Genomic DNA, 25,674 nt, shown 5'->3' with positions numbered 1-25,674 from the left:
ATGTACGACGATGTGGGCCGCGCAACCGCACGCCCGCGGATTTCTCGGGGCGCGCTTTCATTTCAGATTTCCGCGCCGCCGCCGCCGGAATGCTGCACCCCTAGAACACGCTGCCCGCGAAGCAGAAGTCCTCGGGGGCCTTCGCGTAGTGAGCCTGGATGAAGGCGCCGAGCGTGAGGGGGTCGACGCAGTCGGCGCGGTAGGTGTGGCCCCACGCGGCGGCGGCGACGGGGACGTCGTTCGACGAGCGCGGCGCGATGATCACGCGGACGCGGATCGCCTCGCTGCACGACGGATCGGTCGGCACCGCGGCGCGGACGGCGCGGAGCTGCGTGACCATGTCGGCGCAGGCCGCGCTCGCGTCGTCGTCGCACTCGTAGAAGAGGACCACCGCGCCGTGCTCCATGCTGTGGACGAGGTAGCCGTCGTCGATCTCGCGGCTATACTCCTGGAAGTTCGCCCACGCCCCGTAGTGCTCGCCGCTCGAAGGCGGGTTCGACGCGTACACGATCGGCGTCCCCACGGCGACGTGGTTCGCGCCCGTGATCGGCGGCGCGTCGACGCGGACGTTGCACGGCCCGCCGTCGAGCGGCACCACGAGGACGTCGTCCGCCGCGTCGACCGGCGCGTCGGCGCCGGCGTCGACCGGGGGATCCGCGTCGACGCCGCCCGCGTCCGGTGGCGCGGCGCCGGGCCGGTCGAGGCGCGCCGGAAGATGCTCGTCGCACGACGCCGCGACGAGCGCGAGCACGCCAAGGGCGACGACGACCGCGACGCGACGACACTCCATTCTCCGGCCCCGCATAGCATCGTTCCGAAACGGCGGCATCGAGCCTCAGCCTCGAGGATCCGGATGGAGCTACCTTCGCCGCGAAAGGCGGTCACCATGTCCATCGTCCTCCATCACCATCCGTACTCGCGCGCGGCCGGCGTCGTCTGGGCGCTCGAAGAGGTCGGCGAGCCGTACGAGCTTCGCTGGGTCGACATCATGAAAGGCGAGCAGAAGTCCGCCGACTACGTCGCGCTCAACGGGATGGGCAAGGTGCCCGTCCTCGTCGACGGCGACGCCGTCGTCACCGAGTGCGCCGCGATCGACCTCTACCTCGCGGACAGGTACGCGTACGGCCGCCTGTCGCCGAAGATGGACGACCCCGCGCGCGGGACGTACCTCCGCTGGTCGTTCTTCGCGCCCTCCGTCGTCGAGCCCGGCGTGACGGCGAAGATGGGCGGCTGGCAGCTCAAGGACAGCCAGGTCGGCTGGGGCACGTACGACGCGATGCTCGCGGCGATGGAGAAGGCGGTCACCGGTCGCGACTTCCTCCTCGGCTCCACCTTCTCGATGGCCGACGTCATCTTCGGCGGCACCGTCCGCTACATGCTCATGACGAAGATGCTCGACGCGCGCCCCGCCTTCACCGCGTACGTCGAGCGCCTCGACGCGCGCCCCGCGCTGAAGCGCGCGGACGAGAAGAACGCCGCGATCGCGAAGGAGCACGGCTTGGGTCAGTGAAGGTCGCGCGCCGCCGCGGGGGGAGGTTTGTCCCAGGCGATCGTCATCGTGATCGCCTCCCCCGGCGAGCCGGACCAGCGGACCTCGAAGCCGGCGTCCTCGAGCGCGGTCGTGACCTCCTCGCCGATCTGCTGCGTCGCCTCCCTCTCGAGGCGGAGCGGCTCTCCGCTCAGCCCGCCGAACCGCAAGAGGAGCTCGCCACTCTCGACCGCGCGGTCGGTGTCTTGCGAGTGGAAGTAGACGTAGCCGCGCACCTCCTCGCCCGCCTCGAGCGCCTCCGCGATCTCTTCGTCGATCGCGGCGTACGCGCACGACTGGCAGCACCAGTAGTTCTCGCGCGCGAAGATGCCGCTGTCTTCGAGGAGGTCGAAGACGTCGCTCAGACGATCGTAGGCCGACGCGCCGGCGAGCTGCAGCTCCCGTCGCCGCTCCCGCATCTTCGCGTCGACGAGCTCCGCGAGCTGGCTCTCGTCGATCTCGAGGTCCTCGCGATCGACCTCGTCTTCCATGAGCGCGCGCACGATCTGATCGGCCGTGAGGTAGCCGCCACGGACCATCGTCGAGATCCACTCCTCCTGCTCCGGCGTCATCCGACGATCCATTGGAGCACGGCGGGTTCACGCTGGCATCAGCTGTATAGTGATCGAGGGCGATGCGGTTTCCGGCCTATCTCAGCGTGAATCGCGTCGCGCTGCCGCGGCTCTTCTCGCGGATCTTCAAGGGCCTCTACGTCCTCAACGGCCTCTTGATGGTGGCGCTCCGGTTCAATTGGCTCGGCCCGGATCTGTACTCCGTCTACGGGCTCGTGTCGGTGACGAGCTTCGTCGCGATCGTCGCGAGCTTCGTCCTCTCCTTCGTCGACTCGTTCCATCGCGGCGAGGTCGAGGTGACGCCGGACGCGGTCGTCCTCCGGCGCGAGCGGAAGGGGACGCGCATCGTCCCGCGCTCGTCGATCGTGAGCGCGCTCGCGGTCCATCGCCCGCACCCCGGCGTCCACGTCTCCACCGTGGAGCTCACGCTCGCGAACGGCGACCGCCTCCACCTCCGCCTGAACGACGCCGCCGCGGCGGCGACGATCGTGAGCGCGCTCGGCTTCGGGCCCGAGGGCGCGCGCCTCCCTGTCGACCTCGCGATGCCGTCGCGGCGGTGGCTCCACCTCTTGCTCGGGTTCGGCGTCTACGCCTTCGCGATGGTCGTGTCCGCTTTCCTTCTCGCCGCTTCGCGGGGCCGGGAGGTCGACGCGCTCCAGGCCGGGAGCGCGCTCCTCCAGATGGCGCTCTACGTGCCGCTCGTGAAGCTGCTCGCCGCGCCGCGCGTGGTCGTCGGTCGTGACGGGGTCCTCGTCGAGCGCGGCTGGAAGCGGAAGGCGTACCGCGCCGGCGACCCCGCCCTTCCGAACGTCCTTCGCGGGATCGGCGTCGACGGCGCTCGCGTCGACGCCGTCGTCCACGCCGCTCGCGAGCGCGCCGTGGGCGGCGGCGCGGCGATCGGCGCGCTCTTCGAGCGCGGCGGCCTCTCGCTCCCGGAGTGGCGCGCGCGCATCGTCTCCGCGCTGGACGGCGGCTACCGCGCGAGCGGCAACGTCACCGAGCTCGCGCGGTCGGTGCTCGCGAGCGCCGACGTCACGCCGGACGAGCGCGTCGGCGCGGCCCTCGCCCTCCGCGTGGCCGGCGACGTCGAGCCGGTCCGCCGCGCGGCGGTGGCTACGGCGGACGATCGCGTCCGCGTGGTCCTCGACGCGATGGCGGACGGCGCCGACGACGTCGTCGAGAGGCGCCTCCGCGAGCTTTGATGGAGGAGTTGCCGCGGCGGCGAGCGGGCGATAAATCCAAAGGTCGGCATGTCGAATCTTGCACGCTTTCCCTTGGTCGCCGGCGTCCTCCTCCTCGGAGCGATCGGCTTCGCGTGCGGGTCCGACAAGAAGGTCGTCTACGTCTCGGTCCCGCCCGACGCCGGGCCGCTCGAGCCCGCGGCGTGCGCCCTCGACGAGGAGTGTCCGGTCGAAGGCGAGACGTGCGACGTCGCGGCGGCGACGTGCGTGCCGATCGGCGACGGCAGCGAGATCGGCACCGGCGACGGGACGCCCGGCTCGGTCAAGCTGACGACGATCTACACCGCGGAGAAGGGCGCCGCGGTGCAGCTCGTCGACGTCCAGTTCAACGGCGACGATCCGACCGAGGCGTGGGCGATCGGCTACGGCAACGACTCCGTTCACGTCGGCAAGGGGATCTCGGAGACGTCGCCGGGGACGTGGGAAGAGATCATCGATCCCGCGGCGGTGCACTTCATGCACAAGCCGCCGGCGTTCGCGTGGGGAGCGAACGGCTTCTGGGGCATCTGCGGCGACAACGACAACGCGCAGAACGATCCGCGCCTCCTCGGCAACTACTTCATGGGCCCGGCGCTCTTCACGTCGGACCTCTCGGTCTTCGCGAAGCCCACGCCGGGCGGGCTCGGCTCCCACTACGACATGCTGCACAACACGTCGATGTGCCGCGGCATCGCGCACGTCGAGAGGAACGTGTTCTGGGTGTTCAACGGCGAGCTCGGCGCGCTCGAGCGCTACAACTTCAACAAGCCCCACGGTCCGGGCGAGGACGACCACAGCGACGGCGAGATCTACCGGTACGCGGTCGAGCAGGTGAAGGGCGTCGACGGCGTCTCGAGCCACGTCTTCTACGATCCCGCCGACCGGTTCTTGTACGTCGCGGACACCGGCAACGCCCGCATCGTCCGGCTCGACACGACCAAGGGCACCGAAGGCAAGGAGCTCCCGCGCAAGAACGAGATCCTGAAGAAGGGTGTCGTGATGAACGGCACCGCGGTCGAGGAGGTGGTCGCGCCCGGCTTCCTGACGCACCCGAGCGGCCTCGAGGTCCGCCGCGGCGTCATCTACGTCACCGACGCGGCGACGGGGGCCTTCTACGCGTTCGACAAATCCGGCAACCCGCTGCGCTCCCTCGACACCGGCCTCGGCCGCGGCGCGCTCTCCGGATTTACCTTCGGGCCGGACGGGAAGATCTGGCTGACGGATCGAAAGCAAGGAAACGTCCTCCGGCTCGACGCGCTCTGATTCTGATTTGAGCTACCAAACGAATCGGTCGAGGACGAAGTCGGGGGTGACGTGCTCGCGCTCGAAGAGGGCGTCGAGGGCGGAGGGGGCCACGCCGGCGTGCACGCCGGAGCGCGCGACGAGGGCGGAGGGGAGCCCGGCGTCGCGGGCGCCGCGGACGTCGGTCTCGAGCGTGTCGCCGAGCGCGAGGATGCGCGTCGCGTCGATCCGCCGCCGCGCCTCGGCGTAGATCGGCGCGTACGGCTTGCCGTAGAGGAAGATCGGGCCGCCGAGCTCGGCGTAGGCGTGCGCGACCGCGCCGGGCCCGAGCTTCGGACCGCCGGCGGTCGGGATCACGCGATCGGGGTTCGTGCACACGAGCGGCACCTTGCGCGCGGCGGCGCTCGCGAGGTGCGCGCGCGCGGCGTCGAGCTCGGCGTCGTCCGCCACCGCGCCAGTCGCGACGACGAGGTCGGCGTCGGCGACGTCGTCGGTGAAGGCGAGATCGAGCGCGAAGAGCCACGGCACGAACGACGCTGCGCCGTAGTGATAGCAGCGCGGCGCGCGCGGCAGCGGCGGCGCGCGGAGGGCGAGCGCGGCGCGCGTCACGTCGCCGGCGGTGACGACGTCGTGGAAGAGCGCGCGATCGATCCCCATCCCGCCGAGCGTCGCCGCGACCGCGTTACCGAGCCGCGACGTGTTGGTGAGGAGGACGACCTCGCGCCCCGCCGCGGCGAGCCCTTCGAGCGCGCCGACGACCCCGTCGAAGGGCCCGTCGCCATGATGAAGGACGCCCCAGACGTCCACGAAGAACGCATCGAACCTCGGCGCGAGCTCACGGAGACCGGAGGCACGAGTCGGCATGGTCGCGCTTCGATCCTACCTCGTCAGACGAGGAGCACGCGGTCGAGGGTCTGCTGGAGCTCGATCAGGTCGACGAGGTTCTCGACGTAGTCGAGGTCGGTGGTGTCGATGCGGACGATCGGGCCGAGGTCGTAGCCGTCGAACCACGCGCTGTAGAGACGGTGGAGGCGGCGGAGGTAGGGCGTCGGGATCGCCTGCTCCATCTCGCGGCCGCGGCGGGCGATGCGCTTCTTCGACGTCGCGAGGCTGCAGGTGACGGCGATGAGCACGTCGGGCGGCGGGAGCGTCCGCTTGATGCCCTCGTAGAGCTTCTCGTAGACCTTCCAGTCGCGGGCGCTCAGGTAGCGCTGGTCCTTGAGGCTGCGCGCGAAGATCTCCGCGTCCTCGTAGATCGTGCGGTCGATCACGGCGGGCGCCGTGCTCGCGAGGAGCTCCTGATGGAGCGCGAGCTTGTGCGCGAGGAAGAACATCTGGGAGTGGAAGGCCCAGGTCTTCATGTCGCGATAGAAGTCGGCGAGGTACGGGTTCTCGTCGTTGGGCTCGTAGTATGGGACGAGGCCGTACCGCTTCACGAGCCACGCCACGAGCGAGCTCTTGCCCGATCCGATCGTCCCCGCCACCGCGACGTAGCGCTTCACCGAGGCGGCAGTCTAGCGGCTCTCGGAGCGATGCCGCATCCCCTTGCCGACGCGGCGGAGGAGCGACGTCAGCCGGCGCCCCGACTCGACGAGGGAAGGGCGCGCCGCGCGCAGCGTCACGAGGCGGCGCCGCTCGAGCGAGAGCGCCGTCTTGTAGTCGAGGACGCCGGCGAGGAAGTCGTACTCGCGCAGGCCGTCCTCGATCGCGGCGCGGACGAGGAGCGCCTGCAGCGTCACCCCGACGCGGACGTCCTCCGGGACGCCGCGCGCGTGCCCGCTCTGGTAGTGCCACGCGCGGCCGTTCCAGCGAAGGTTGTAGAACGCAGCGATTGGCTCGCCGCGGACGGAGAGCCACCCGGCGTCGAGCGCGCCGAGGGCGAGGAGCTCCGGCATCACGCGCTCGTGGAAGCGGCGGAAGCGGGCGGACGCGTACACGCCGCCGCCGGGGTGGTGCGCGCGATGGAGCGCCTCGAGGACGCGGCGCGCCTCCGCGAGCTCCTCCGCCGTGCGCGCGCGCACGAGCGCCGGCGCGCCCCAGCGCTCGAGCGCGTCGAGCCAGCGCGTGAGGCGCTCGCGGCGCGGCGGGTCGAGCTGCGCGAGGTACTCGTCCCACGTGCGCGGGAGCGGGATCCACGGCGCGATCGCGCGCTCCTCCACCGCGACGAAGAGGCGCCGCGCCTCGAGCTCGGACGCGAGTCGCTCCGTGAGCGCGCTCTCGTCGTTCATGCCCGGGATCACCAGCTCGTCCCACGCTCCGAAGCGGCCGTCGCGGAGCGTGCGCGCGAAGGCGGACACCACCGCGCCCTCCGCGCCGCGCGCGGCGATGAGGCCGAGGTGCTCCGAGCACGTCTCGTCGGCTTCGTCCTCGCCCGACGCGAGGGACTCGAGGCGGCGGAAGCGGAGGCGCGGGGGATGGACGAACGGCCGCGCGAGCAGCGGCGCGAGCCCGACGAGGCGGCTGCCTTCGTAGAACGCGATCGTGCAGAGGCGGCGGCCGCCGGCGTCGCCGAACGCGTCCCACCACGCGAGCATCCAGGTCGGATGGAGCGTGATCTCGTTCGTCGCGCTCTCCTCGAGGAGCGCGGCCCAGTCGGTCGCGAGCGCGCGCAGCCGCTCCGGATCGTCGATCAGGACCGGCGAGAGCAGCTCACGGCCCCTTGCGTGTCACGAGGAACTGCTCGCCGCTCGCGCTCGAGAGGCACATCGCGACGAGCTTGTCGTCTTCGATCCGCGAGCTCGTCACGAAGTAGAAGTCCTTGCCGAACGGCAGGCCGGACGCGTCTTCGAACGAGAGGAACGCGCCGAGCGCGGGGTTGTCCATCAGCGTCGTGATCGTACCCGTTTGTCCCGCGCACGCGTCGCTCGTCATCGGCAGCGGGCTGTCCTTCGTGAGGCTCGAGCCGTCGCCGATCGCGACGAAGTCCATGCACGGCGCGGTCACGTCGCGCGTGTAGCTCGCGTTCTTGCCCGCCCAGCCCGCGATGTCCTCGAGCGCGCCGATCGTGAACCCTCGCATCGTGTTCGCCGCCGACGCCCCGACGCGCTCGTAGGTGCCGGGCAGCGCGAGCATCGCTTCTTCCGGGAACGAGCCGGGCTTCGTGCAGTCGAGGACGGGACCGGTGTCGGTCATCTGCGCCTCCGACGACGTCGTGGGTTCGTCGTTCGCGCTCGTGCACGCGACGGCGGAGGGGAGGAGCACGAGGCAAAAGATCGCGTGGAGCGGCCGCATGCCCACCTACGAAGCAACATGGGTACCACAGGTGGGACAGAGTGCGTGCTGAAGGATTCTCGATGGTTGGGCGGCTCAAAAACCTGAAATTCGTGGGTTCGATCGGTCCGATCATGGTGTGCGCGTCCCTGCGATAGTCTCGGTTCGAGCTTGGAACGGTCGACCGAAGAACAGGTGCTCGGCGCGAGCCCGCGCGAAGGTGGCCTTCGCGACCAGACCCCGACCGGCGTTCTCCTCTTCCTCACGCTCGGGCTCCTCCTCTCTCTCCTCGCGCTCAGCATCTCGCGCGGCGCGTACCTCCGCGCGGTCGATCAGGTCACGCGCTCGACGGAGGTGAAGCTCACGATCGCGGAGGCGCGCATCGCGGTCGACGAGGCGCGGCCCGATCGCGCGAAGGAGGCGTTCAAGCGGCTCCACGATCTCACGGCGGACGACGCGCGGCAGCAGGCGCGCGCGGACGCGCTCCGCTACGACGAGGCGAACGTCCGCGCGGTGCGCATCCAGCTCGACGTGATGAGGGGCGACGAGGACGCCGCGCTCGCGGTGCTCGAGGCGGACGCGCGGAGCAAGCGCAACGTCGAGGGGATGGTGCTGCTCTTCTGCACCTTCTTCGCGCTCGCCTTCGCGGCGGCGGCCTACTTCGTCATCCAGAGCGGACGGCAGGACATGAAGCGCCAGAACGCGCTCCTCGGCTCGATCCTCGACAGCATCGGCGACGCGGTCGCGGCGGTCGACCGCGACGGCAAGTGCGTCGTCGTGAACGCGGAGTTCCGGCGCATGTTCGGGGTCGGCTTCGGGCAGGGACAGATCGGGATCGACGAGGCGATCCGGAACGGCGTCCGCCGCGTCGACGGCACGCCGTTCGACTTCGGCGACGGCCCGTTCGGCCGCGCGCTCCGCGGCGAGGCGCTCGACAACCTCGAGGTGACGCTCCCCTCCGACGGGAAGGAGCGCGTCCATCTCAGCGCGACCAGCCGCCCGGTGCGCAACGAGCGGCGCGAGGTCCTCGCCGGCGTCGTCGTCTTCCGCGACGTGACGCGCGAGCGAAACGACCTCGAGCTCCTCGCGCTGCAAGCGGCCGAGCTCCAGGTGCAATCGCTCAGCGACGAGCTCACCGGCCTCTACAACCGTCGCGGCTTCACCGTCCTCTCGAACCAGTACGCCCGCACCGCGATCCGCGCGAACCGTCCCTTCGCGATCCTGTTCTGCGACCTCAACGGCCTGAAGACGATCAACGACACGTACGGCCACGAGGCGGGCGACGACGCGATCCAGCGCATGGCCGCGGTGTTGAAGGCGACGTTCCGCGAGTCGGACATCGTCGCGCGCCTCGGCGGCGACGAGTACGTCGCGCTCGTCGACGGCGCGGACGAGTCTTCGATCGCGACCGTCCTCGACCGCCTCCGCGCCGAGATGGACAAGGACGCGAAGCAACACGACACGCCGTATCGTCTTCACAGCAGCACCGGCGCCGCGTTCCAGCCCGCCGGCGGCAAGGCGACGATCGACGAGCTCCTCACCCTCGCCGACGAGCGCATGTACTCGGAGAAGAAGACGGCGAAGGAGTCCCGCGACGGCAAGGCCCGCGAAGAGGAGAAGCGAGCCGCCGCCCTCCGCGAAGCCAAGCTGAAGGAGGCCCAAGCCCGCCTCAAGCACGCCCAGGCAGTAACCCGCACCGCCGCGCACCCACCCCCCTCCTCGGCCCGCATCCCCCGCCCGACCCCCCGCGCAAAGGCGTGAGCCTCGCGCGCCCCCGAACCTTCAACGGAGCCCAGCGTGCTCGCGGCTCGCGTCTCCGTGTGGGCTACGGGTGATCGGCGTGTAACGAGGTCATTACACGGAATAGCCGCGGATCGTCGGGTTTTGACGGGGTTTCTCGACGGCATCGGGATTGCGTGAGGTCGGCTTGGATGACGAAAGTGGCGTTTGCGATCGCGGCTCTCTTTCTCGCCGCGTGTGCGGCTGATGCCGCGGCGCCGGTTTCGCTGGGCGCGGGCGAGACGCCTGCGTCGTCGGAGAAGCGCGCGGGCGACGTGAAGGACGACGGCGATGCCGACACCGCGGCGCCCGCGAATCCGGAGGAGCTCGCGGAGGCGTTGCCGGCGAGCGGGCCGGGCGAATGGAAGTGGCTCGACGAGCAGCACTTCGACGGCGCTCCGCAGTGCATGGACGGCTCGAAGACGGGGCTCGGCGTCAATCGATCGCCGACCGGATCGAAGAAGGTGCTCGTCTTCATGATGGGGGGCGGCGCCTGCTTCGACGGCCAGACGTGCGCGATCGCCGACCGTGCGCTCTCCGCGAACCACGCGAACGCGGAGGACTTCGCGACGTGGTCGACGACGGACGGCAAGTCGGCGGTGATGAACCGCGAACGCCCCGAGAACCCGTTCCGCGATTGGAACTACGTCTACGTGCCCTACTGCTCGGGCGACACCTTCGCCGGCGCGAACCCCGCCGGCTTCAAGGGGCGGCCGCAGGTCGGGTTCAAGAACGTCGCCGCATACCTCCCGCGCGTCGTCTCGACGTTTCGCGACGCCGATCAGCTCGTGCTCACCGGCATGAGCGCAGGCGGCTACGGCGCGGCCTACAACTTCGTGCAGGTCCAGAAGGCCTTCCACTGGCTCGACGTCACCATGATCGACGACTCGGGGCCGCCGCTCTCCTCCGACTTCACCACGCCGTGCCTCCAGCAGAAATGGAAGCAGACCTGGCTCATGGAAGAGACGTCGCCGGTCGAGGGTCCGTTTCCGCTCGGCTTCGACAGGACGAGCGGCGTCGCGGGGCCGGGGCTGAAGGCGCTCGTGAAGGAGGTGATCGCGAAGCACCCGAAGAACAAGTTCGCGTTCGTCTCGCACGAGCACGACCTCGTGATGCGCTACTTCCACGGCATCGGTCACACGCGGAGCTGCGGCGCGCCCGGCCTCCTCAGCGCGCAGTTCTTCGCCGACGGCCTCCGCGACATCCGCACGATCGACAGCCCCAACTTCTCGACCTTCTACGGCCCCGGCTCCGGCCACACCTACTTCACGAAAGACGACGCGATGTACGGCGCGACCGCGGACGGCGTCGCCCTCACGGAGTGGCTCCGCCAGCTCGTGACGACCGGCGACGAAGCGAAGCGCGTGCCGGCCACGTTCTGAGCGCGCGGAGAGCGCAGAGAGCGCTACGGATCGTCGTCGGGCTCCTCCGGCTCGGCGGTGACGAGGAGCGGCATGCCGAGCTCGCGCGCGTAGTCCATGACCGCGGCGGCCTTCGTCTCGGCGACGTCGCGCGTGTAGAACGCGGCGGCGCCCTTGCCCTTTCGATGCACCGACATCATGAAGTTGGTCGCCGTCGTCTCATCCATGCGGAAGAAGCGCTGCAGCACCTCCACGACGAACCACTTCGTCGTGTAGTCGTCGTTGTAGAAGACGACCCCCCACCGTCGCGCGCGTCCGACCTTCGGATCCTGGACGACGAGGACGTCGCCGTCGCCGTCACCGTCGTTCTGCGAGGACATCGGCCGAGCATTGTAGCGGGCAGATCACCCCGTCGCTCGTCGTGGATCGCAGAGGCCGCGATCGCGTCGTTCGTCCCTAAAATGGCGGCATTTTGCGGTGAGGACGCACGGGGTATGGGCGTTGCTGTCGGGGACGTTCCATGCCGAAACGTTTCGTCGTCGTCGTCGGGATCATGGTCGGGGCTTGCAGCGGGGCGAGCGCCCACGGCCCGCTCGCGGTCGCCCTGGCCCTCGTCATCGGACGCCGCCGCCGCGAGGCTTATTGACGATCGAAGAGCCACGCCGATACGGTCGGCGCATGGCCATCGGTCGCCACATCGCAGTCGCCGTCGCCGCCGGGGCGATCGCATCCAAGAAAGAAACGGGCGCGGCAGTCCAGGATCGGTTCAAGGAGCTCAAGCGCGCGATCGCGAAGAAGAGCGACAAGATCCGCGTCGCGGACGTCGAGGCCGATCCCAAGGCGGACGAGCATCGCGACGCGCTCGCGAAGGACCTCGACGAGCACGGCGCGTCGAAGAACCGCGACGTCGTCACCACCGCGAAGGAGCTCCTCGGGCTCATCAAGGTCGACGAGGCCGCGCGCGACGCCGTCGACGCGATGATCAAGGACGTCGAGGCCGCGCTCGTCGAGCTCGCCGACGTCGAGGTCGAGGAGGAGAAGCCGAAGGCGAAGACGGAGGAGAAGAAGGCCGAAGAGAAGGCCGAGAAGAAGAGCGAGGAGAAGGCGAAGCCCGCGGTCTCCTCCGATCGCGGGAGCAAGCGCCTCATCCCGCCGGACGAGCCGAGCAAGACCGACTTCGAGCGGCGCGCGCTGCCGATCCACAAGCGGACCGATCGCTTCTTCCTCAAGGCGGGGATCGTCACGTCGTACGTCCTGATCGTCGTCTTCTACTTCGTCTTCCTGCGGCCGCCCGCGAACGCGGCGCTCGAGCGGTGCCGCAACGACGATCCGAAGAGCTGCTGGCTCGTCGTCGCGGGGGAGGACTCGCAGAACGACGAGAAGAAGGTGTCGCTCGAGCCGCTCCAGCTCCTCTGCGAGCACCACCTCGATCCGTGCGGCTGCGCCGGCTACGCGTACGTGCAGGCCGCGCACGCGCAGGGCGTCGTCGACTGCACCGCGCTCAAGGCCGCGACCGACCTCGACCCGAAGTGGCCGTGCACGTGCGCGCGCTACAACTACTGGCGCTACGGAAAGCAGCGCACCGGGCACTGCGGCGCGCCCAAGTGCGAGTCGAACTAGGCGCGCGTCGAGCCAGCGCCGGAGAGCGACGCGGGCGCGACCGACGTCGCGATCTCGTCGATCTCGATCTCGCTGTCGATCAGCTTCTCGATGAAGCGGCGATCTTCGTAGAGCGGCCACCAGTCGTAGAGCAGGACCTCGGCCGGCCGCCACATCGCGACCCAGCCCGTGATCACGAGCCCCTCGCGCAGGACCGCGCTCACGAGGCCGAGGTGCGCGAGCAGATCGCCGCCGACCTTCGCGAGGGTGAGGAAGAACCCGAGCACGACCGCGCCGATGAAGAAGAGCTGCCGCCCGTGCCGGAAGTTCTGCCGGATCGCGCGCTGGACGACGTTGCGCTCGTGGCGGAGGTGCGCGCGGATCGCCTCCGCGAGGACGGCGTGGGGAATGTCGTCTCCGCCCGTGGCGGCGATGTGGAGGTTGATCTTCACCGGCGTGCGGAGCCCGATCTCGCGCACGGACGTGAGGAGGTGATCGACCGCGCCGGGATCGAGGTCGCGCTCGCGGAACGGAGCGGGGTCGCGCAGATCGAAGAGCTGGCGCGCCGAACGGAGCTGGATGTCGATGCACGACTTCCCGTCCTCGACCCTGTACCGCGTCTGCGCCATCAACGCGTTTTCTACCCTGCCGTGTTAGGGTCGGTCCACGGAGGAAGTCATGCAATCGGCGATCGTCCTCGGCGCGACCGGCCTCGTGGGCCGAGAGATCGTCGCTCTGCTCGAGCAGGATCCGGCGGTGGAGCGCGTCGTGCTGCTCGTGCGCCGCGCGCCCGATCGCGCGCTCGCGAAGAAGACCGAGGTGCGCGTGACCAACTTCCGCGAGCCCGCGAGCTTCGCGGAGAAGCTCGCCGCTGCCTCCCCGAACGCGGCCGACGTCCTCTTCTCCGCGCTCGGCACCACGCTCAAGACGGCGGGGAGCAAGGAGGCGCAATACGAGGTCGACTACACGTTCCAGTACGAGGTCGCGAAGGCGGCGAAGGCGGCGGGCGTCGCGACCGTCTCGCTGTGCTCGTCGCTCGGCGCGAGCCCCGACGCCCGGAGCTTCTACACGCGGATGAAGGGCGAGCTCGAACGCGACGTGATCGCGCTCGGCTTCGCGCGGACGCGCATCGTGCGCCCCAGCTTCCTCGACGGCGACCGCGAGGAGTCGCGTCCCGGCGAGAAGGTCGGTATGTGGATCATGCACGGGCTCGGGAAGCTGCCCGGCATCGCGCGGTACCGCCCCGTCTCCGTCCGCACGGTCGCGGGGGCGATGATCGCGCTCGCGAAGGACGAGACGCCGGGGGTGAAGGTGGTCGAGAACCACGAGCTCTTCGCGCTCGCCTGACGCGTGCGAACGCGAGCGTGCGAGCGATACGCGATCACGGGCGGCTATCGAGCGAGCGCGTCGAGCGCGCCCTGGATCGCGTCCTGGAAGCGGCCGGTGAAGACCTGGCCCCACGTCCGCGCGCTCGTGCTCTGCCTCGTCGTCCGGTCGTAGGCGAAGACGCTCTGGACGAGGATGCCCTGCGTGTTGACCTTGTCGACGTAGCGATCGAGCTCCGTGCTCGGCGGCGGTGGTCCCGCGACCTCGAGCACGACCTGCAAGCCGAGCTGATTCCACCACGACGATCCGAGGAAGCCGCCCGCGCTCGCGCGCATCGTCTCGACGTAGGCGCGGAGATCGGGCGTCGTCGGCGCCGCGAGCACCACGCCGCGGTTCGTGCTCCACGTCTTCCGCCGGTAGAGGGCGAGGACCCCGCTCGCCTTGCGCTCGTCGTCGGGCGCGACCTCGGCGAAGCCGAGCGGGCCGAGGCGCTCGGCGAGGAGCGACGAGAGGGACGGCGCGCTTCGATACATCCGCGCCGGCCTACGTAGTACGCTCGGCCCCACTTTGTCGACCGAGGTCCCCGTCGAGCTGCGAGGACGCGAAGCCACCGTGCGCTTCCTGGCGCCGCTCTTCGAGGCGGCGGCGCGCAAGGGGAGCTCCGCGGACGCGATCGCGGAGGGCACCGGCTGCTCGGCGGCGGAGCTCCGCGACCCGCGCGCGCGCATCTCGTGGCCGGCGTTCACGCGTGTGCTCTCGAGCTTCGGGCGCGTCCTCTCGGACGAGGAGCTCGTCCGCGCGGGGGCGGCGGTGCTCGAGACCCCGGTCGCGCGCGCGTTGATGCTGCCGGGCCGGCTCCTCTTCTCCCTCGTCGACCTCTATCGCTGGGGCGCGCGGCCCGACGCGCCGGTCGCGCAGATGATGGCGGTCGCCGACATGTCCGTGACGCAGCTCGGCGAGCGCCGCCTCCGGTTCGACGTCCAGATGAAGCCCGGCTACACCGCCGTGCGCGAGTTCTGGCTCGTGCGGCTCGGCGTCATCCGCGGCGTCCCGCGCGCGTTCGGGCTCCCGCCCGCGACCGTGACCTACGAGGCGACCGAGACCGCGGCGAGCTACCTGATCGAGCTGCCGGAGGAGCGAGGCCTCGCCAGCCGCGCGCGGAAGCGCGTCTCGTGGATCGTCGCGGCGCGCGCGGCGGCGGCGGAGCTGCAGCGCGCGAACGACGACCTCCACGCGCGGTACCTCGAGCTGCAGCGCGAGGTCGAGCGGCGGAAGGCGGCGGAGGAGCAGCTCCGCGCCGAGCTCACGTTGTTCAGCGCCTCCGTCGCGCACGACTTCCGCGCGCCGCTCCGCGCGATCAACGGCCTCGCGAAGGGGGTCATCGAAGACCACGGCGATCGCCTCGACGCGCACGTGAAGCGGGAGCTCGGTCGCGTCATCGCGAGCGCGGTGCACATGGGGGAGCTCATCGACGCGCTCCTCTCGCTCTCGCGCATCACGCGGCAGGAGATGAGGCAGGAGCGGGTGGACGTCTCCGACGCCGCGCGCGCGGTGCTCCAAGACCTCTACTCGGCCGAGCCGGAGCGGCAGGTCGAGGCGACGGTCGCGGACGGCATCGTCCTCGACGGCGACGCGGCGCTCGTGCGCACGTTGATGGAGTGTCTCCTCGGCAACGCGTGGAAGTTCTCCCGCCACCGCGCGCCCGCGCACATCACCGTCGCGCGCGACGGCGACGCTGTCTGCGTCCGCGACGACGGCGCCGGCTTCGACATGCAGCACCTCGGCGCGATCTTCGCCCCGTTCCATCGCCTCCACACCGCGAAGGAGTTCGAGGGCATCGGCATCGGCCTCGCGATCGCCGACCGGATCGTGCGGCGGCACGGCGGCACGCTCGCGGTCACGACCGCCCCCGGCGAAGGCGCCGCGTTCACGTTCACGCTCGGGCCGCGATGACCTCGTTCGTCTACGGCACGGCGTGGAAGGAGGACGAGACGCGGCGGCTCGTCGGGCTCGCGCTCGCGCAGGGCTTCCGCGCGATAGACACCGCGAACCAGCGGAGGCACTACCACGAGGCCGCGGTCGGCGAGGCGCTCGCCGACGCCTACGCCGCCGGCGTCGTGCGCCGCGAGGACCTCTTCCTCCAGACGAAGTTCACGCATCGCGGCGGGCAGGACCACCGTCTGCCGTACGACGCGAACGCGCCGGTCGCGGCACAGGTGAGGCAGTCGCTCGAGAGCTCGCTCCAGCACCTCGGCGCGCGCGTCGTCGACTCGTACGTCCTCCACGGTCCGTCGCAGCGCGTCGGCCTCGCGCGGGAGGACCTCGAGGCGTGGGAGGCGATGGAGGAGCTCCACGCCGCCGGCCTCGTGCGCGCGCTCGCGGTGAGCAACGTCACGCGGGCGCAGCTCGAGCTCCTCCTCGGCCGCGCGCGCGTGACGCCGAGCGCGGTGCAGAACCGCTGCTACGCGAGCCAGGGGTGGGACCGCGAGATGCGCGCGCTCTGCCGCGAGCGCGGGATCGCGTATCAGGGCTTCTCGCTCCTCACCGCGAACCGGAGAGAGACCGCGCTCCCCGCCGTCCGCGCGCTCGCGACGCGCCACGGCCTCACGCCGTCGCAGCTCGTCTTCCGCTTCGCGCTCGACGCCGGCATGACGCCGCTCACCGGCACGTCGAGCGCCGAGCACATGCGCGCGGACCTCGCCGTCCTTCGCGCGCCGCCGCTGCCGGACGCCGACGTCCGCGCGATCGAAGCGATCGCCGGGTAGCTACGGCGCGCCGGCGGGCGTGATCTTCACCATCTCGACCTCGAAGACGAGGGTCGCGTTCGGCGGGATCGCCGAGCCGGCGCCGCGCGCGCCGTAGCCGAGGCTCGGCGGGATCGTGAGCTTGCGCTTGCCGCCGACCTTCATGCCGACGACGCCGTCGTCCCAGCCCTTGATCACGCGGCCGGCGCCGAGCTCGAACTCGAACGGCTTGTCGCCGTGCTTCTTCGACGCGTCGAACTCCTTGCCGTCGGTGAGCGTGCCGACGTAGTGCACCGCGACCTTGTCGCCTGTCTTCGCCGCCTCCCCGGCGCCGGGCGCGAGGTCCTGCATGACGAGCTTGCCGTCGTCGGCCGGCGGCGGCGCCGCGCTCTGCGTCGCGGACGGCTTCGGCGCGGGCGCGGGCGCAGGCGGCGGAGGGCTCTCGGTCGTCGGGGCGGCCTGCGGGCCCTCGTTCCTGTTCGCGTAGACGACGGACAGGAGGCCCGCGCTGCAGAGGAGGACCATCACCATGTAGCCGACCGACGGGCTGATGCCGGACGATCGCGGCGGCTCTTGCGCGCTCATGACGCGAGCCTATAGGAAAAAGCGGCCACCGTGATCGAGCTCGAAACGCTGCGTGATCTCGCCCGCCGCGGCGACGGCGCGGACCGCGCGTTCGTCGACGGCGCGCTGCGGATGCGGTGGCCGAAGGCCGGCGCGGCGCGCGGCGCGCTCGAGGACGTGCACGCGGAGCTGGCGGCGGCGGCCGCCCGCGCGCACGCGGACCTGCGCGCGCGGATCGCGTCCGGCGCGCTGCGTGGCGCGGCGCTGCGGGCGTGCTTCGAGGCGCCGCCTCCCGCCGAGCGCGATCACTTCGTCGAGGAGGTCCTCGGCATCGCGTACCCGCCGCTCGCGGAGCCGGCGCCGGAGCGCGAGCTCGTGACCTACTGCCCGAGCGGCTACGACGAGATCGTCCACGCGTTCGACGTGACCGGGCTCGGCGCCGGCGATCGCTTCCTCGACGTGGGCGCCGGCGCGGGCAAGTCGGTGCTGCTCGCGGCGCTCCTGTGCGGCGCGCGCGGGGAGGGGATCGAGCGGGACGAGCCGGTGTATCGGATGGCGGCCGGCGCCGCGGACGCGCTCGCGGCCGACGCGCGCTTCGTCCTCGCCGACGCGCGCGACGCCGCGTTTCCCGAGGCCGACGTCGTCTTCATGTACATCCCGTTCACCGGCGCGACGCTGGCGGCGGCGCTCGCGCGGCTCCTCGCGCGGCCGCCGCGTTTTCTGTGCGCGAGCGCCGTCGACCTCGCCTGCCATCCCACGCTCGTCCCCGCCGGCGAGGCGCGGTCGTGGCTTCACGTCTACGCGTGTGGGTCTACGATGCGCGCATGAGCCAAGGGGAGTCGGTCGACGTCGCGCTGATCGGCGCAGGGATCATGAGCGCGACGCTGGGGACGCTGCTCCTCGAGCTCGATCCGTCGTTGCGGGTCGGGATCTACGAGCGGCTCGACCGCGCCGCGGCGGAGAGCTCCGACGCCTGGAACAACGCCGGCACCGGCCACGCGGGCTATTGCGAGCTGAACTACACGCCGCGGCGCCCCGACGGCACGGTGGACTGCGCGAAGGCGCTCCTCATCGCCTCGCAGTTCGCGCTGAGCCTCGAGCTGTGGGACTCGCTCGTGAAGCGCGGCGATCTCCCGGACCTCACGCGGTTCCTCCGCTCCGTCCCGCACATGAGCTTCGTGTGGGGCGAGGGCGACGTCGCGTTCCTGCGCGCGCGGCACGCGCAGCTCCGCGAGACGAAGCTGTTCGCCGGCATCGAGCTGACCGAGGACCGGAACCTGCTCGCGGCGTGGCTCCCGCTCGTGATGGAGGGGCGCGCTCGCGACGTGCCGGTCGCCGCGACGCGCGTGCTCCACGGCACCGACGTCAACTTTGGAGAGCTGACCCGCGCGCTGATCGCCAATCTGTCCGCGCGCTCCGACGTCGAGCTGCACCTCTCGCACGAGGTCCGCGGTCTCCGCCGCGACGGCAAGACGTGGTGCGTCGACGTCCACGACCTCGCGACCGGCGCCGAGCGCACCGTCCGCGCGAAGTTCGTATTCATCGGCGCCGGCGGATATTCGCTTTCGCTCCTGGAGCAAAGTGGCATTCCGGAGGCGGCGGGTTATGGCGCGTTCCCTGTTAGTGGGCAATGGCTGAAATGCACGAACCGCGCCGTCGTCGCACGGCATCACGCGAAGGTCTATGGATGTGCGGAGGTCGGCGCCCCGCCGATGTCGGTGCCGCACCTCGACTCGCGATGGATCGGCGGCGAGCAGGAGCTCCTCTTCGGGCCGTACGCCGGGTTCACGACGAAGTTCCTGAAGCAGGGCTCGTGGCTCGACTTGCTCCGCTCGGTCGGCGTCCACAACGTCGGCGCGGTGATGAGCGCGGGGCTCGAGAACCTCGATCTCACGCGTTACCTCGTGGGGCAGGCGATGCTCTCGGTCGAAGAGCGGATGGCGCTCCTGCGTCGCTACTACCCCGCGGCGGCGGACGACGACTGGGAGCTCCAGATCGCGGGCCTCCGCGTCCAGATCATCAAGGCGACCGGCGACGGCCGCGGCGAGCTGAAGTTCGGCACCGAGGTCGTCACCGCCGCCGACGGCTCGATCGCGGCCCTCCTCGGCGCGTCCCCCGGCGCCTCGACCGCGGTCGCGATCATGCTCGACCTCCTCGCGCGCTGCTTCCCCGATCGCTGGAGGTCCGAGGCCTGGCGGACGCGCCTCGCGGCGGTGCTGCCGTCCCGCGTCACGTAGTATGTACGACAGGAGCGCGCCGGTACGTGCTAGGGATGGCGTTCGTGTACCGTGGCTCCCACCGCAACGGTAAACGCGTCGCGATCGAAGGTCCTTCACGCCGACCTGTGACTGCCGTGGCTGGCAATCTGAGGACGGCTCGGGTCGCGGGGGGGCTCATTTTTGCGCTGCTCGCTTCAGTGAGTCTCGTCCCCGCGTGTGCGGATGATAGAACCTTCACTTTCGTTGGGAAAGCGGGAGGAGCGTGTCAATCTTGCGATCCACAATGCTCTCCCGACTTAGTATTCGGCAATGATGATAGTAAGTGCGTCTGCGAGTCGTGCATCAGGTACGGCTACGATCCCGACGCGAGAATCATGTTGCTGTGCGCGGAGTCGATCTGGCGCATTGCAGCCTGCTGTCCTGGTGGTGTCTCGGCGTCGTGCTCGGACGGTCGCGAGGTGCTTCGCTGCTTGAATGCGTCCGGACAGGAAGTGCCGGCCGCCGAGTTTGGTCAAACATGCCAGCGGATTCCTAATGCGGGGTGTTCCTGTTAGCGGTCGGAGGTGCATGCGTGGTTGGTCTCTCTTCGCTGTCGGAGCGAGTACGTGCGCGCTCGTCGCATCGTTCGTCCGAGGCGAACGGCGCGAGAGCCGAGCGGGAGCGGCGCCGCCGACTCCGATCTGGTGCCCCGCTGTTTGGGGTCTTGGTCGCGGATGGTAGGCAGGGTGCGATTGCAATGACCGCCGCGCACTGCCTTGTCTCCGAGGCTCCTCTCGTGGTCTCACGCGCAGGGGGCTTACCGTCCAGTGTGCAACGCCGATGGATCCATCCTCGATTCAAGAGCTGCGGGGGAGAGCCCGCCAGCGCAACGGTCGCAGCTCCCGACGCCGCGATGGATGGATCCGCGCCGATGAGCGTCGTCGAGGCTGGAGCGACTGGCGGCTTGGACGCCGACGCTGGAGATCGCGGGCGACTTGACCCGGTATGCGAAGAGGTACGGGCGAGCGGCGAGCGTGTCATCGCTTCGTCCCGAGGAAGAGGACGTGGCGCGCGCGGGAGCCGGGGTGCACCGGGACGCGGACCACCTCGGTCGCGAAGCCGGCCTTCGCGAGGCGCGCGGCGTAGGCGTCGCTCGGGCCCGCCGACCAGACGCCGAGCACGCCGCCGGCGGCGAGCGCGTCGCGGCACGCTCGCACGCCGCGGTCGGTGTAGAGGCGCCGGTTCTCCGCTTGCGAGAGCGCCTCCGGGCCGTTGTCGACGTCGAGGACGACGACGTCGAAGGCGGCGCGCGCGCTCGCGAGCACGTCGAGGACGTCGCCGGTGACGACCTCGACGCGCGGATCGTCGAGCGCGCCGGCGTGGACCGCGGCGAGGTGGCCGCGGTTCCACGCGACGAGCTCCGGCACGAGCTCGGCCACGACGACGCGCGCGCTCGCGGGGAGGCGATCGAGCGCGGCGCGGAGCGTGAAGCCGAGCCCGAGGCCGCCGATCAGCACGCGCCGCGGTGAGGCGGCGCGCGCGATCGCTCGAGCGGCGAGCTCGATCTCGGACTGGTGGGTCCGGCTCGACATGAGCGTGCGGCCGTCGACGCGCACGACCCACTCGTCGCCGCGCCGCGCGAGGACGAAGTCGTGCGCTCCGATCCGCGCGCGTTCGACCGTGACCCATTCCACCATCGAGGAGGCGGGTCGATGTTACGTCACTTCGCGGCGGTCCAGGTCGCCGCGCCGACGAGCTTCTCCTCGTCGTCGACCTTCGCGTAGAGCTCGACCTCGATCTCCGTCCCGGCCGCGTCGGCGCCGAGCACGTTCGTCGCGCCCTCGGTGCAGACGAGGGAGTCGCCCTTGTCGAGCTTGGCGTTCGAGTTGGCGTCGGTCGTCGTGCACGACACGGTGAGCGCGTCCTTGCCGTCGCGGAGCGCCTTCACGGTGAGGCCGTCGAGCGCGTAGCCCTCCTCCGGCGCGTCGTCGACCTTCACCGTGAAGAGCGCGTCGTTGGGGTTGTCGGTCGGCGGCGTCGTCGCCGCCTCCACCGTGATCTCGCCGTCGCCGGCGGAGCAGCCGGTGACGAGGGCGAACGAGGCGAGCAATGCGAAGAAGACGGTCTTGGTCATGATGTTCTCCAGTCTCGAGTCGAAAGGGAGCGGGACGTCCCGCCGGGAATCACCATGCGACGGCGGCGCCTGACACGCGACTGGCTCGAAATGACATCTCGGATACGCTCACGGCGTGTTTCGCATCACGGTCGAGGACCGTCGCGGCCCGCGGACCTTCACCTTCGTGAAGGACGCCGTCACGATCGGGCGCGCGCCGGAGCGTGACCTCGTCCTCGAGATCGACCGCGTCTCGCGGCTTCACGCCGAGGTCCGCTTCGATCGCGCGCGCGGCGCGGTGCTGCTCGAGGACCGCTCCGCCAACGGGGTGTGGCGCGGGGACGAGCGCGTCGAGGGCCCGTACGTGGTCCGCCCCGACGACTGGCTCACGATCGGCAGCGTGCGGATCCGCGTCCAGCACGACGACTACGAGCTCGGAGGCGTCGCGGCGCCGGAGGAGCAGGCGTTCCTCGCCGCGCTCCTCGCCGATCCGCGCGACGACGAGACGCGGCTCGTCTACGCCGACTGGCTCGAGGAGCACGGCAAGACCGCGCACGCCGAGTTCCTCCGCACCCAGGTCGCCGCGCGCGGGAAGAGGAAGGACGGTCCCTCCGCCGCGGAAGGCTTCGCGGAGGCGAGCGCGCGGCTCGCGGAGCTCGCGCCGCTCGTCGAGGTCGCGTGGCGGGCGCGCGTCGCGATGGCGGCGGTCCAGGCGTGCGGCGAGCAAGCGACCGGTCGCCCCGGCCGCGTCGCGTTCGAGCTGGAGTGCACCCAGCGCTGGGACGACATGGTGCCGACCGAGATCGAAGGGATCCGCCGTTGCACCGCGTGCCGAAAGGACGTCGCGTACGTCACGACGCTCGAGCAGGCGTACGGCTGGGCGGAGGAGGGCGGCTGCGTCGCCGTCGACGCCGGGATCTCGCGGACGGCGGCCGGCGTCGACGTCCCCCTCGCGTCCCTCCGCGGTCGCCTCGCGCCAAACGTCGCGTCTCGCGGCACGAAGCGCCTCTCGTTCTGAGCGCCTCTCGTTCTGAGCGGCACGCGCGCTGCAGCTCCACGTCGCGTGGCCGATCGAGCGCGCGCGGCTCGACTCGTTCGTCCGCTACCGGCGCTGTCGGCCATGTGGCTTCTCTCCTTATGGCGCGCTCGGCGCGCACCGTTCAGCTCGGCCTCCGTCACTCCGTGCATCGACGCGGGAGTGATGTGTAGGCGCTGCGAGGCTCATGCCGCGGCGCGGGTCCAGCGCGTGCGGCTCTGGAGGAGCTCGATGATCTCCGCCTCCGATTTCTCGGCGCCGTCGAGCTTCACGTAGCGGCGCGCGAGCCAGTCGTAGCGCTTCAGCATCAGGAACATCCACACGATGAAGAAGTCGATGCCGTCGAAGACGACCGCGCCTTCCTTCGCGTAGGTCGCGAGGTTCTTCGTGAAGTCCTCCGGCATCTCGGTCCAGTGCCGGGTCTGCTTCACGTGGTGTCCGATGTGATAGCCGTCGTTGAAGCAGCGCCGGTTGTAGCCCGTGTTGATGCAGGTGATGCTGTTCCGATAACAGTTCTCCGGCGCGGCTTCGTCGACGAACGCGTGCTGCCCCCAGTTCCCGCACATCATGAGGAACCGCGTCGAGACGTAGGGGACGACGAGCACGGCGACGACGGCGCGCCAGTCCGTGAAGTATGCGAGCGCGCCGGTGACGGCGAAGAACAAGAGCTCGCCGGCGAGGCTCTTCACCACGAGCGAGCGCCGGTTCTTCCGCAGGAAGTAGCGGGGGAGCTCGACGATGACGCCGAAGAAGAAGCGGAGGAAGTAGCGAACGAAGCCGCGGACGGAGTCGCGGCGGTAGGGGAGGGTCGAGCTGAGGTCCTCCTCCATGTTGTTCTCGGGGTGGTGCATCCCGACGTGATGGGCGAAGTACGTGTCCGGCGTCTCGCCGAAGAAGGGCCCGAGGAACCACGGGATGAAGTGGTTCAGGCGCTCCCACTTCTTCTTGAAGAGCTTCCGGTGGCTCGTGTTGTGGAGCATCAGGATGTACGGCCCGAGGAACCAGAACACGAGGACGAGGTGCACCGCCGCGTGCCACCAGCGGAAGCCGCTCACGATCATGAAGACGCCGCTCGGCACGACCGTCAGCAGGAGCGTCGCGATCAGCTTGAGGAACGGCGTGTCCCGTACGTCGTTGATGAAGACGAGAGAGGCGCGGTGGAACGCGTTCGGCTCGCTCGTGGTCCAGGTCGGATCGGTGAGGCTGACCTGCTGCATCGGGTGCGGCAACCTAGCACGCCAGCCCGGCGGTTCGAAGGAGAAGACGCGCCCCGAGAGCCGCGACTCACGAGCGGGCTACTTGACGAGGAGCTGCGCGACCGCGGCGACGTAGAGCGAGAAGCCGGCGATGAAGAGGGCGGTCGCGGCGCGGAGGAACCGCGACTTGTGGTTCCGGATCTGGATCGCGGTGCGGAGCGTCTCGAGCACGTCGTCGCGCAGCATCTGGGTCAGCCACTTCAGCCGCAGCACACCCCACATCGCGCACGCGGCGGCGGCGAGCACCAAGGTCAGGCCGCTCGCGATGCAGCCGCGCGCGAGCGCGCCCGTGTCGGCGATCGCGCGGCCGGAGAAGCCGGTGACGGTGATGACGATGCCGCTCAGCGAGAGCATCACCTGCGTGCGGAGCACGAGCACCGCGAGCTGCGCCTCGACCTTCTCGAAGGCCTTCAGCTTGTCACCGTCGCAGAGCGCGAGGATCGCGCGCGCTTCGTCGTTCTCGTCGCTCATCGAGGGTCAGGTCCCACAGAAAGTGCGGTAGTCGTGCTGCTCGGGGCCGGGCGGCTCCGCCAAGTCGGCGTTCTCGGGTTGATCGTCATGAGGTCGCGCGAGGACCGCGTTCAGGCGCTCGAACGGCGCGTAGTTGCCATTGTTCGCGGCGGCGATCATCTCCTCGATACGGTGGTTGCGCGGAATGAAAGCGGGATTCGCGCGCCGCATCGATTCGGCGCGCGCGGAGGGAGAGACATCCTCCTTCGCGGTGCGCCGCCGCCACGCCTCGGCCCAGTCGTGGAACGCGCCGGGATTGGCAAATAGCTTCGCGGCGGCGTCGGCGTCCTCGCCGAGGCGCCGGAAAAATAGCGTGAAGTCGACCTCGTTCGTGGCCATTCGCTCGAAGAGGTCGTTCGCGAGCGCGCGGTCGCCGTCCTCTTCGGTGTGGAGGCCGAGCTTCGCGCGGAGCACGCGCGCGTACGCGGCGTCGAACGCGTCGGCGAAGCGGTTCAGCTCGCCGGTCGCGAGGTGGACCTGCTCCTCTTCGCTCTCGGCGAGGAGCGGGAGCAGCGTCTCGGCGAGGCGCGCGAGGTTCCACTGCATGATCTTGGGCTGCACCGCGAAGTGGTAGCGGCCGCCGCGGTCGATCGAGCTGAACTTGCGGCGCGGGTGGTAGATGTCGAGGAACGCGCACGGGCCGTAGTCGATCGTCTCGCCCGAGATCGACGTGTTGTCGGTGTTCATCACGCCGTGGATGAAGCCGACGCCGAGCCAGCGCGCGACGAGGTGGGCCTGCGCGTCGATCACCTGCTGGAGGAGGACGAGCGCGGGCGGCGCGTCGCCGGCGGCCGCGAGCGCGGCGGGGTAGTGGCGCGCGAGCGCATAGGAGACGAGCGCCGCGATCGCCTCGCCGTCCTCGCGCGCGGCGAAGTACTCGAAGGTGCCGACGCGGAGGTGGCTCGCGGCGACGCGGGTGAGCACGGCGCCCTGGAGGAGCTCTTCGCGCGCGACGGGCTCGCCCGTCGTCACCGCGGCGAGCGCGCGCGTGGTGGGGACTCCGAGCGCGTGCATCGCCTCGCTGACGACGTACTCGCGGAGCACGGGGCCGAGCGCGGCGCGTCCGTCGCCGCCGCGCGAGAACGGCGTGCGGCCCGCGCCCTTGAGCTGGACGTCGCGCCGCCTGCCGTCCTTGCCGACGACCTCGCCGAGCAAGATCGCGCGGCCGTCGCCGAGCTGGGGCACGAAGTTGCCGAACTGGTGACCCGCGTACGCGAGCGCGATCGGGTCGGCGCCCTCGGGCACGCGGTTGCCGGAGAGCGTCTCCGCGTCGAGCTCGTCCGCGGGGACGCCGAGCTCCTCCGCGAGCGCGCGGTTCACCTCGATGAGCGCGGGCGCGCGGACGCGGGCGGGCGCGACCTTGGCGAAGAAGCGCGCCGGCAGCCGCGCGTACGAGTTGTCGAAGGCGATCATGCG

Annotated in this window: 27 protein-coding genes; 12 read left to right on the top strand and 15 right to left on the bottom strand. The window is 70.5% G+C overall.

Features of this window, described 5'->3' with window-relative positions; translation table 11 throughout:
- Nucleotides 1–100 precede the first annotated feature (100 nt).
- Nucleotides 101–790, bottom strand: a complete 690-nt coding sequence (locus tag KF837_33240; protein MBX3232240.1) for a DUF3105 domain-containing protein — start codon at nucleotides 788–790, stop codon at nucleotides 101–103.
- Between the two features lie 96 nt (nucleotides 791–886).
- Here KF837_33240 and KF837_33235 point away from each other — a divergent pair, with 96 nt between their 5' ends.
- On the top strand, nucleotides 887–1,510 hold the full coding sequence (locus tag KF837_33235) for a glutathione S-transferase family protein (protein MBX3232239.1): 624 nt from the start codon (nucleotides 887–889) through the stop codon (nucleotides 1,508–1,510).
- Here KF837_33235 and KF837_33230 read toward each other — a convergent pair.
- Nucleotides 1,504–2,112: a hypothetical protein gene (locus tag KF837_33230; GenBank protein ID MBX3232238.1), complete on the bottom strand. Its 609-nt coding sequence runs from the start codon at nucleotides 2,110–2,112 to the stop codon at nucleotides 1,504–1,506. The two genes, KF837_33235 and KF837_33230, sit on opposite strands and share 7 nt — an antisense overlap.
- A 50-nt stretch (nucleotides 2,113–2,162) precedes the next feature.
- Here KF837_33230 and KF837_33225 point away from each other — a divergent pair, with 50 nt between their 5' ends.
- Nucleotides 2,163–3,302, top strand: a complete 1,140-nt coding sequence (locus KF837_33225) for a hypothetical protein (GenBank protein ID MBX3232237.1) — start codon at nucleotides 2,163–2,165, stop codon at nucleotides 3,300–3,302.
- A gap of 48 nt (nucleotides 3,303–3,350) precedes the next feature.
- Nucleotides 3,351–4,583, top strand: coding sequence for a hypothetical protein (locus KF837_33220; GenBank protein ID MBX3232236.1), 1,233 nt, complete (start codon nucleotides 3,351–3,353; stop codon nucleotides 4,581–4,583).
- Nucleotides 4,584–4,595: 12 nt separating this feature from the next.
- Here the strand turns inward: KF837_33220 and KF837_33215 are convergent, their stop codons facing one another.
- From KF837_33215 to KF837_33200, 4 genes are all read right to left on the bottom strand, one after another.
- Nucleotides 4,596–5,426 (bottom strand): TIGR01459 family HAD-type hydrolase, encoded by an 831-nt coding sequence (locus KF837_33215; GenBank protein ID MBX3232235.1) that lies wholly within the window; start codon nucleotides 5,424–5,426, stop codon nucleotides 4,596–4,598.
- A gap of 23 nt (nucleotides 5,427–5,449) precedes the next feature.
- On the bottom strand, nucleotides 5,450–6,064 hold the full coding sequence (locus KF837_33210) for a deoxynucleoside kinase (protein ID MBX3232234.1): 615 nt from the start codon (nucleotides 6,062–6,064) through the stop codon (nucleotides 5,450–5,452).
- A gap of 12 nt (nucleotides 6,065–6,076) precedes the next feature.
- The gene (locus KF837_33205; GenBank protein ID MBX3232233.1) at nucleotides 6,077–7,096 is read right to left on the bottom strand and encodes a GNAT family N-acetyltransferase; all 1,020 of its coding nucleotides are present in this window, start codon (nucleotides 7,094–7,096) and stop codon (nucleotides 6,077–6,079) included.
- 115 nt (nucleotides 7,097–7,211) lie between these two features.
- Nucleotides 7,212–7,793, bottom strand: a complete 582-nt coding sequence (locus tag KF837_33200) for a hypothetical protein (protein ID MBX3232232.1) — start codon at nucleotides 7,791–7,793, stop codon at nucleotides 7,212–7,214.
- A 150-nt stretch (nucleotides 7,794–7,943) separates the two neighbouring features.
- On the opposite strand from KF837_33200, the gene KF837_33195 reads away from it, so the two are divergent.
- Both KF837_33195 and KF837_33190 read left to right on the top strand, forming a co-directional pair.
- Nucleotides 7,944–9,533 (top strand): diguanylate cyclase, encoded by a 1,590-nt coding sequence (locus tag KF837_33195; GenBank protein MBX3232231.1) that lies wholly within the window; start codon nucleotides 7,944–7,946, stop codon nucleotides 9,531–9,533.
- A 179-nt stretch (nucleotides 9,534–9,712) separates the two neighbouring features.
- Nucleotides 9,713–10,933 carry a hypothetical protein gene (locus KF837_33190; protein MBX3232230.1) on the top strand — a complete coding sequence of 407 codons (1,221 nt, stop codon included), beginning with the start codon at nucleotides 9,713–9,715 and terminating at the stop codon, nucleotides 10,931–10,933.
- Nucleotides 10,934–10,956: 23 nt separating this feature from the next.
- Here the strand turns inward: KF837_33190 and KF837_33185 are convergent, their stop codons facing one another.
- Nucleotides 10,957–11,292: an ATP-dependent Clp protease adaptor ClpS gene (locus KF837_33185; protein MBX3232229.1), complete on the bottom strand. Its 336-nt coding sequence runs from the start codon at nucleotides 11,290–11,292 to the stop codon at nucleotides 10,957–10,959.
- A 298-nt stretch (nucleotides 11,293–11,590) separates the two neighbouring features.
- Here KF837_33185 and KF837_33180 point away from each other — a divergent pair, with 298 nt between their 5' ends.
- Nucleotides 11,591–12,532 carry a hypothetical protein gene (locus KF837_33180; protein MBX3232228.1) on the top strand — a complete coding sequence of 314 codons (942 nt, stop codon included), beginning with the start codon at nucleotides 11,591–11,593 and terminating at the stop codon, nucleotides 12,530–12,532.
- Here KF837_33180 and KF837_33175 read toward each other — a convergent pair.
- On the bottom strand, nucleotides 12,529–13,140 hold the full coding sequence (locus KF837_33175) for a hypothetical protein (GenBank protein MBX3232227.1): 612 nt from the start codon (nucleotides 13,138–13,140) through the stop codon (nucleotides 12,529–12,531). The two genes, KF837_33180 and KF837_33175, sit on opposite strands and share 4 nt — an antisense overlap.
- 49 nt (nucleotides 13,141–13,189) lie before the next feature.
- Here KF837_33175 and KF837_33170 point away from each other — a divergent pair, with 49 nt between their 5' ends.
- Nucleotides 13,190–13,858: an NAD(P)H-binding protein gene (locus KF837_33170; GenBank protein ID MBX3232226.1), complete on the top strand. Its 669-nt coding sequence runs from the start codon at nucleotides 13,190–13,192 to the stop codon at nucleotides 13,856–13,858.
- Between the two features lie 44 nt (nucleotides 13,859–13,902).
- Here the strand turns inward: KF837_33170 and KF837_33165 are convergent, their stop codons facing one another.
- Nucleotides 13,903–14,370 carry a hypothetical protein gene (locus KF837_33165; protein MBX3232225.1) on the bottom strand — a complete coding sequence of 156 codons (468 nt, stop codon included), beginning with the start codon at nucleotides 14,368–14,370 and terminating at the stop codon, nucleotides 13,903–13,905.
- A 34-nt stretch (nucleotides 14,371–14,404) separates the two neighbouring features.
- On the opposite strand from KF837_33165, the gene KF837_33160 reads away from it, so the two are divergent.
- Together KF837_33160 and KF837_33155 are read left to right on the top strand one after the other, a co-directional pair.
- Nucleotides 14,405–15,790 (top strand): hypothetical protein, encoded by a 1,386-nt coding sequence (locus KF837_33160; GenBank protein MBX3232224.1) that lies wholly within the window; start codon nucleotides 14,405–14,407, stop codon nucleotides 15,788–15,790.
- On the top strand, nucleotides 15,787–16,602 hold the full coding sequence (locus tag KF837_33155; protein ID MBX3232223.1) for an aldo/keto reductase: 816 nt from the start codon (nucleotides 15,787–15,789) through the stop codon (nucleotides 16,600–16,602). The genes KF837_33160 and KF837_33155 overlap by 4 nt, the downstream gene beginning before the upstream one ends.
- On the opposite strand, the gene KF837_33150 is transcribed toward KF837_33155, so the two are convergent.
- Nucleotides 16,603–16,932 carry an FKBP-type peptidyl-prolyl cis-trans isomerase gene (locus KF837_33150; GenBank protein MBX3232222.1) on the bottom strand — a complete coding sequence of 110 codons (330 nt, stop codon included), beginning with the start codon at nucleotides 16,930–16,932 and terminating at the stop codon, nucleotides 16,603–16,605.
- A gap of 264 nt (nucleotides 16,933–17,196) precedes the next feature.
- On the opposite strand from KF837_33150, the gene KF837_33145 reads away from it, so the two are divergent.
- Together KF837_33145 and mqo are read left to right on the top strand one after the other, a co-directional pair.
- On the top strand, nucleotides 17,197–17,973 hold the full coding sequence (locus tag KF837_33145) for a class I SAM-dependent methyltransferase (GenBank protein MBX3232221.1): 777 nt from the start codon (nucleotides 17,197–17,199) through the stop codon (nucleotides 17,971–17,973).
- Nucleotides 17,970–19,382, top strand: a complete 1,413-nt coding sequence (gene mqo, locus KF837_33140) for a malate dehydrogenase (quinone) (protein ID MBX3232220.1) — start codon at nucleotides 17,970–17,972, stop codon at nucleotides 19,380–19,382. The genes KF837_33145 and mqo overlap by 4 nt, the downstream gene beginning before the upstream one ends.
- A gap of 998 nt (nucleotides 19,383–20,380) precedes the next feature.
- Here mqo and KF837_33135 read toward each other — a convergent pair.
- Nucleotides 20,381–21,040 carry a hypothetical protein gene (locus KF837_33135; GenBank protein MBX3232219.1) on the bottom strand — a complete coding sequence of 220 codons (660 nt, stop codon included), beginning with the start codon at nucleotides 21,038–21,040 and terminating at the stop codon, nucleotides 20,381–20,383.
- Between the two features lie 23 nt (nucleotides 21,041–21,063).
- Nucleotides 21,064–21,477 carry a hypothetical protein gene (locus KF837_33130; protein ID MBX3232218.1) on the bottom strand — a complete coding sequence of 138 codons (414 nt, stop codon included), beginning with the start codon at nucleotides 21,475–21,477 and terminating at the stop codon, nucleotides 21,064–21,066.
- A gap of 115 nt (nucleotides 21,478–21,592) precedes the next feature.
- Between KF837_33130 and KF837_33125 the strand changes: the two genes are divergently transcribed.
- Entirely contained in the window at nucleotides 21,593–22,474 is an 882-nt protein-coding gene (locus KF837_33125; protein MBX3232217.1) for a TIGR02996 domain-containing protein, read from the top strand.
- 203 nt (nucleotides 22,475–22,677) lie between these two features.
- On the opposite strand, the gene KF837_33120 is transcribed toward KF837_33125, so the two are convergent.
- The 3 genes from KF837_33120 to KF837_33110 all read right to left on the bottom strand — a co-directional run bounded on the left by KF837_33120 (nucleotide 22,678) and on the right by KF837_33110 (nucleotide 25,671).
- Nucleotides 22,678–23,709 carry a fatty acid desaturase gene (locus tag KF837_33120; protein ID MBX3232216.1) on the bottom strand — a complete coding sequence of 344 codons (1,032 nt, stop codon included), beginning with the start codon at nucleotides 23,707–23,709 and terminating at the stop codon, nucleotides 22,678–22,680.
- Between the two features lie 78 nt (nucleotides 23,710–23,787).
- A complete protein-coding gene (locus KF837_33115; GenBank protein MBX3232215.1) occupies nucleotides 23,788–24,219 on the bottom strand; it encodes a hypothetical protein in 432 nt (143 codons plus the stop codon).
- Between the two features lie 6 nt (nucleotides 24,220–24,225).
- Entirely contained in the window at nucleotides 24,226–25,671 is a 1,446-nt protein-coding gene (locus KF837_33110; GenBank protein MBX3232214.1) for a YdiU family protein, read from the bottom strand.
- Nucleotides 25,672–25,674: the final 3 nt, after the last annotated feature.

It is taken from the genome of Labilithrix sp., from assembly GCA_019637155.1.
Classification (GTDB): domain Bacteria; phylum Myxococcota_A; class Polyangia; order Polyangiales; family Polyangiaceae; genus Labilithrix.
Note: the sequence above shows the minus strand (reverse complement) of the source record. Positions and strands in the feature narration are given on the sequence as shown.